3 protein-coding genes are annotated in these 7,484 nt (G+C 38.7%); all 3 read left to right on the plus strand.

The annotated features are described in order from the left end of the window. Window positions 1-26: 26 nt before the first annotated feature. The 3 genes from ACG59Z_RS12775 to ACG59Z_RS12785 all read left to right on the plus strand — a co-directional run bounded on the left by ACG59Z_RS12775 (window position 27) and on the right by ACG59Z_RS12785 (window position 7,243). On the plus strand, window positions 27-2,108 hold the full coding sequence (locus ACG59Z_RS12775; RefSeq protein ID WP_263614515.1) for a methyl-accepting chemotaxis protein: 2,082 nt from the start codon (window positions 27-29) through the stop codon (window positions 2,106-2,108). Between the two features lie 147 nt (window positions 2,109-2,255). Next, entirely contained in the window at window positions 2,256-6,779 is a 4,524-nt protein-coding gene (locus tag ACG59Z_RS12780; RefSeq protein ID WP_400199726.1) for an Hpt domain-containing protein, read from the plus strand. Beyond that, window positions 6,776-7,243, plus strand: a complete 468-nt coding sequence (locus tag ACG59Z_RS12785; protein ID WP_400199727.1) for a hypothetical protein — start codon at window positions 6,776-6,778, stop codon at window positions 7,241-7,243. The genes ACG59Z_RS12780 and ACG59Z_RS12785 overlap by 4 nt, the downstream gene beginning before the upstream one ends. Window positions 7,244-7,484: the final 241 nt, after the last annotated feature.

The following is a 7,484-nucleotide window of genomic DNA, read 5'->3' on the forward strand; positions in this document are numbered from 1 at the left end:
AGCGTATTTTTCCGGGGAGAAGCTGTATGGGCTTTAAACTTAAAAAGAAAAGTGGCAATCGTGGTGTAAACGAAAAATCGAATGTCAACTTTGTTGCGAAAATCCAGTCACAAATTGACCAATATGCCAGTTTATTTGGGGAAAGTAAAAAGTCCAAGCCTATCCTTTATGTAGCGTCTGCATGTTTAGTATTAGCTTCAACTTCGCTCGCTTATTTATTTTATAGTGTACCTCGACATAACGAATTAACTCGTAGTATGGGTGAGTTACGTTTATTATCACAAACGATTTCTAGACAGGCTACGGAAGCAACAGCTTCTGGTTCGCCTCAAGCGATGAAAGACTTAATTGAATCGCGTCAAGTTTTCGCCAAAAATATCAAAAATGTCGAAAATATTTATGGCACATCTTCAAAAGAGTATAAGAAAGTAGCGACTCTGTGGAAATCTTTGTCTTATGACGTTGACTTGATTTCATCACAACAGAACGTAATTAACCAGTTATATAATATGAATATCTCGATTAGTGATTCTATTCCTGAGATTCAAGCTGAATATAACTTGATGGTTGATAAGATGGTCCGTGAAAAAGTACCAAGTAGTCAGGTCGTGATTGCTAAAAACCAGGTATTTATTGCGGAACGTATTTTGCGTTCTATTAACTCCGTTTTCGTTGGTACAGAGAACTCTGAAAACTCAGCGCATGACTTTAGTGTCGATATTGAGACTTTTGGTGTGTACTTAGATGCACAGCTAAACGGAAATGCTGAATTAGGCGTAGCTAAAGTTGAATCCCCAGAAGTGCGTGAATCTTTGGAAGGTATTAAAACTGAGTATGATAAAGTTTTAAAATCTGCCGCGACATCTGTTCTCAAAAATACGAACCAGATCGTAAACGTACGTCAATCATCTAGTGAGATCTTCTCTCAATCTGATGCAATGTTAACTGCATTAGGTGATCTTTCAGAGCAAACACAGTACGGTTGGCAGGCTTTTGCATTAGTTGCGTTGCTTACATTATCGCTTCTTGGCTTAATTGGTTCTGTCTTAAAACTTTTATCTCTTCGTAGTAAAGCAGATAAACAACGTGTAGCGACATTACAAGAAGAATATGATCGTAACCAGAATGCGATTTTACGTTTACTTGACGAAATTGCCGATCTTGCAGATGGTGACTTACGCTCATATGCAACAGTATCGGAAGACTTTACTGGTGCGATTGCCGACTCGATTAACTTTGCGATTGACCAATTGCGAGACTTGGTTTCTCGAATTCATGAAACATCACAAGAAGTTGCTCGCTATACGCAAGATACTCAAAATATTACCAACCAGTTAGCAGAGGCATCTGAGCACCAAGCACAAGAAATTGCAGGTGCATCAACGGCAATGAACGAAATGGCATTGTCTATTGACCAAGTATCTGCGAACGCTTCTGAGTCTGCTCACGTAGCACAACGTTCGGTATCTATTGCATCTAATGGTGCACAAGTCGTAAACCGTTCTATTGAGGGTATGGATACCATTCGTGAACAGATTCAGGAAACCTCAAAACGTATTAAACGTTTGGGTGAGTCTTCACAAGAAATTGGTAACATCGTATCGCTCATTAACGATATTGCAGACCAAACAAACATCCTTGCATTAAATGCAGCAATTCAAGCATCTATGGCCGGTGAAGCGGGTCGTGGTTTCGCCGTGGTTGCCGACGAAGTTCAGCGTCTTGCGGAACGTTCTGCTTCAGCAACTAAACAGATTGAAACGCTCGTTAAAACGATTCAAACGGATACTAACGAAGCCGTTATTTCAATGGAACAAACGACAACGGAAGTTGTACGTGGTGCTAACTTGGCGAAAGATGCGGGTATTGCACTCGACGAAATTCAAAAAGTATCGGGTGACTTGGCAAACTTAATTGCGAGCATTTCTGATGCAGCAAAACTTCAATCAGCTTCTGCGAGTCATATTGCTGCAACCATGACAGTTGTACAAGAAATTACTTCACAAACAACAACGGCAACCTTCGATACTGCTCGTTCTGTATCTGAATTGGCGAACATGTCGGAGTCATTACGTGAGTCAGTAACAGACTTTAAATTACCTGACTAAATTGGGGGATGAGAATAGCTATTCTCATAATAGCTATTCTTTTAAAAGTATGAGCAGCGCCAGACAAATATTGGGGAAATAGCTATTTTTCTGGTGTTGACTCTGTAGTTTTCCCCACTCAGGGGGTAAGCAAAAGAAGCCTTTGCTATGAAAGAAATATTAAAAACTTTAACTGAAGCAATGACGCTACCTGAAGATAGCTATTCTGAACAAGATGCTGAGTTTCTTGACATTTTCGTCGAAGAAATTGAAGAAATTTTTGTTGATTTGCAACCATTGCTAAATGAATGGATGCAGTCTGAGAATACTGCTACGCTCACTGAAATTCGCCGCCATTTTCATACCTTAAAAGGTTCTGGAAGAATGATTGGTGCTAAATCTTCAGCTGAGCTTGCTTGGACAGTTGAAGATACGCTCAATCGAGTAATCAATCAAAGCCTTAAGTTGACTCCAGCTATCCAGAGCTATGTTCAGTTAGTGTTTAAGTTCTATTTCCTTAAATTAGTAGATAACTTTAAGCAAAAAAGAGCACATGCAGTAGATTTTAGACCGCTTATTTTATTAGGCCAACAACTACAACAACAGCAAAGTTTAGAACCTGCTTTAGAAGAGCTTTTACAACTTTCAAATACGCTTACTGCTGAAACAGTAACTGGACTTGAGCTAGATTATATCGAGCAAGATTCATTAGTTGAGTCAATCACTCAAGATGCGCATACTGGAATTGAAATAAATCTAGATGAAACTTTGACCTTGTTTATGGAGGAGGCGGAGGAGCATTTAGCTACAATTCACCAGTTCTTAGATCAAGAGCTACACCAGTATGAGAGCTATAATGCTCTAATACGTGCGCTGCATACTTTACGTGGTAGTTCTGCAATGGCGCAGGTCGAAACAATTTTTGACGCCAGTACCAAAGTTGAGCACTTATTTAAAATACTATTGCAAGAAGAGCTTTCTTCTAACTCAGATGAGATTTTATTATTACAACAATATCGTGAGTTTATTAGGGATAGCTTAGAACTGCTATCTAACCGTAGTTCAAGTGAACAGCTTGAAGCGAGATTACAGCAGTTTAATCAATCATGGGATGCTTACGTTGAGCAACATGGTGATCGTACAGATCCATTAACGCCTTCTCATGGTTTGGTATCACAATTATTGCTGTTAGATGTTTCTGAGCTACTAGATGCAGAATTAGATTTTGAGAAAGGAATTCGTAATGAATTTCCAAGCTATCTTGAACGTCTAAGTGAACAGGCTGACCTGTTGTTACAACATACACATTCTCAAGCAATGCTTGGTTTACATGAATATACCAGCCAACTGAAAGAAAGCTATGATGTATTGCTTGATAAACCTTTGTTATTGCAATCAGACTATATTTTTGAGATTTATCAAAAAGCGCATCAACAGCTTATTCAATTGTTCGATGCCTTGGCTGCTGGTCAGCGAGTTGGTATTGTTAAGCAACATCAAAGTATTCTAGAAGAATTAAAACTTTATACGCTACATACTCCGAGCATTCAAAATGATCTGTCTCAGCAAGACTCGATTTCTGTTGAGCCATTATTCAATATTGAACCAGAGCTAGAAGCTGTTGTTACGGTAGAGAGTCTATCAGACTCTGCTGACTGGACTGTATTAAGCCAGAGTGTACAGCAAGATCGCCAGTATATTTCCTCTACACAGGTAAATCGAAACTTTGATGCTGACCTTTTAGATATCTTTCTTGAAGAAGCTGATGAGCTACTTGAGGGAATTGATACCGATCTCAATATTTGGGTCGGTGAGCAAGAAAACTTTGCAGCCCTGAATAATCTAATGCGCTATTTGCATACCTTGAAAGGTGGAGCAAATATGGTTCAGGCGACTTATCTTGGTTCGATTACCCATGAATTAGAAAGTATATATGAGCGTTTAATTCAAAAGCAGTTAGTTGCAACCTCACCTTTAATTGATTTTATTCGTTTGGTCCAAGATGACTTAGCTGACCGTCTACAAATCATGCGTGAACAACAACTAGATTATGCAGCACCTTACACTATTAACGCGTTAAAAAGAGCAGGTCAAAACTCTAACTTCCAACCTGTACCAGTGGTTGAAGTACTTGATACTGAAAGTGAGATATTCTCTGAACAGGAGGTGATATCTGAAGTATTAATAGATGAGGTGCCAGCAGAAATTGAGCCTGTTCTTGCAGAATTAGAAGCTCATCATGACCAGGTATTTGATACTGTTGTTGCTGAGTTAGCTACGCCAGTTGAAGTAATAACATCCGTTACATCATTGCAAGAAAATGAAGCTGTAGTTGAAGAACAGGATATTACTGCTGTTGTTGAGCAGACATTCCTAGAAGAAGCTGCTGAATTGTTAGAAATGGCTGATGTGCTATTGAAACAATGGTTTGAGCAGCGTACAAACCGTAGTATCTTGCTTCAATTACAAAGAGCTGTGCATAGTTTGAAGGGTGGTGCACGAATGGTCGGTTTAGAAGCCGTCTATGCCATTGCCTATCAACTCGAAAATACATTTGAACAATTTGCACTGCATCACTTCAACTCGAATATTTATGACCATTTGCTCGAAAGTGCAGTTGCATGGCTAAAAGATGCTATTTTCAAGCACAACTATCAGCATTTCGATGGATTACAGCAAAGTTTAGAAAATATTCAATTCTTTGAAACGAATATCCAAATTCCGGCTAAGTTAACGAAAACTGATTTGTTTAGCTCAGAACCTGTGATGACCTTTATACAAGGTGATGGTACAGAACCACCGCCAATGATGGGCGTATGGGAGCAAACAGAACGTCTGGATCAGAACAATGAAATGATCCGCGTTTCAGCAGACTTGATCGAGAAGATGATTGATTTGTCTGGTGAGAACTCGATTAACCGTTCACGAATTGAAATGGATTTGAGCCAGTTTGGTCATACCTTGGTTGAAATGGAATTGGCTATTCAACGACTTGCCGATCAGTTACGTCGAATGGAAGGAGAGTTAGAAACACAGATTATTGCCAAACATGGTATTGAGCATTCTCGTTATACCGACTTTGACCCTTTAGAGATGGACCAATATTCATCTTTAAATCAGTTGTCGAAATCTCTTGCTGAATCTGCATCGGACTTAGTCGACTTTAAAAATACGTTATCTCACAAGATCAGAGATACAGAAAGTCTGCTTTTACAACAGTCACGTATTCAGGCAGAAATTCAAGAAGGCTTGATGCGAACACGACTGGTTCCATTTTCGCGTTTGTTACCGCGTTTGCAGCGAATTGTGCGTCAGACATCTACCGCATTGAACAGACCTGCTGAGCTTTTTGTAAATAATACAGAAGGTGAGTTAGACCGTAACATTTTAGAGCGTTTAGTAACACCGCTTGAGCATATGCTCAGAAACGCAATTGACCATGGTTTAGAAGATCGAGCACAGCGTCAACAAGCAAATAAACCTGAAGCAGGGCGTATTGAACTCAATATTCAACGTCAAGGTACAGATGTTGTCGTTGTCTTTAGTGATGATGGACAAGGTATTGATGTTGAAAAAGTGCGCCAGAAAGCACTACTCGCAGGTCTGATCAAGCCCGAACAAGTCTTGGAACAGCAAGACATTCTACAGCTGATCTTCCATCCAGGTTTAAGTACTGCAGAACAGATTACTCAGATTTCTGGACGTGGTGTTGGACTCGATGTCGTACAGAGCGATATTAAGGCTTTAGGTGGACATGTTAGCGTTGACTCTGTTTACGGTAAGGGAACAACATTTACTATTCGTGTACCGACCACTGTAGCTGTAAGTGATGCCTTAATGGTGAAAGTAGCAGATCAGCAATTTGCGATTCCACTTGCTCAAATCGATCGAATTGTTCGAGTTTCGCCAGCTTCTTTAGAGCAGTATTTTGAAAGTCCTAAAGAACTATTCGAGTATGAAAATAAACGTTATCCATTACGTTATCTTTCAGAATTTGTTGGTAATCAACCAATGCCACGACTAAATGGCATGATGTATTCATTACCTGTCTTAATGATTAAAGCCAACAATGGCCAAACTGTGGCTTTGCTTGTTGACCAGTTAATTGGTTCTCGAGCACAAATTGTAGTGAAACCAATTGGTCAACAGTTCGCTAGCATTGGGGCAATTGCAGGTGCCACGATTTTAGGTGATGGACAGGTGTGCTTAATTTTAGACGGACAAAATATTGCGCGACAAATTCAGTCTACGCCGCGTCATAAGCAGCTTAATGAAGCAGTATATAGACAACGTGAATCAGACGAGCGCCGTCTCGTTATGATTGTCGATGACTCGGTAACTGTACGTAAAGTAACGTCTCGACTACTTGAACGCCAAGGCTACGATGTTGTTACAGCTAAAGATGGTGTTGATGCCATAGAGCAGCTAGAAAATATTAAGCCAGATCTAATGCTACTTGATATTGAAATGCCACGTATGGATGGTTTTGAAGTACTTAATCTTGTACGACATCATGATATGCATCAATACATGCCAATTATTATGATTACATCCAGAACAGGTGAAAAACATCGTGAACGAGCATTCTCGTTAGGTGTAAGTCAATATATGGGTAAACCTTTCCAAGAGGAAGAGTTACTAGAGAATATCGATGCTTTACTTGTAGCTTTTGAAAGCGAGGTCAAATCATGAAAGGTAGTGTAAATACATCTTTGATCGGTAATATGGACCAACAAGAGCTACAGCATCTTATTACGGTTTCAACTGGTTTTATTGATGCCTATATCATTGAATGTAATGATCAGGTACCTATGCTATTGCCCCAAAATATTGTGTTATCAGCCATGGACGTAAGAAATGGCGTAAAATATATAGAGTGGCATGATGTAAAGCTACCTATCTACTCAGTCCATAACGAAACTGATCAATATGCTGTAGCACTGGTAATTGAAGGGGAAGATATCAGCCAACGTTTTGCATTAATGTGTAAAACAATGCCGATCTCGGTTCGTTTACGTATTTCTGAAATTGTCGATGAAATAGATGAGCATCAGGAAGCTGAACAGCACCCAACAGTATTTAAATATGTGCGAATGCAAGATCGATGCTACCATATACCGAACCTAGAATATATTGAAAAAACGCTAGGTTTATAAAGGAAAAAAGGAACTCAAATGAGTTCCTTTTTTATGATGATTAAATAATATGTTAATAATACTAAAATATGAATTTGTACTTTTTGAAATATCTAAATTTATGCCTATTTTTTTTATTATATAAATCCAAAATTTTTGATCTAGATTAAATTTATAAAAATAAAAAATTCTGATGTTTGAAAGAATTAAATTAATTGCGTAATTTATTATATTTAAATACAATATATTTATTGATATATAA

The sequence above is a fragment of the Acinetobacter sp. ABJ_C1_1 genome, from assembly GCF_044684115.1.
Lineage (GTDB): Bacteria > Pseudomonadota > Gammaproteobacteria > Pseudomonadales > Moraxellaceae > Acinetobacter > Acinetobacter nosocomialis_A.

Coding starts and splice junctions, on each gene's coding strand:
- ACG59Z_RS12785 (WP_400199727.1), top strand. CDS start 6,776: ATGAAAGGTAGTGTAAATACATCTTTGATCGGTAATATGGACCAACAA.
- ACG59Z_RS12775 (WP_263614515.1), top strand. CDS start 27: ATGGGCTTTAAACTTAAAAAGAAAAGTGGCAATCGTGGTGTAAACGAA.
- ACG59Z_RS12780 (WP_400199726.1), top strand. CDS start 2,256: ATGAAAGAAATATTAAAAACTTTAACTGAAGCAATGACGCTACCTGAA.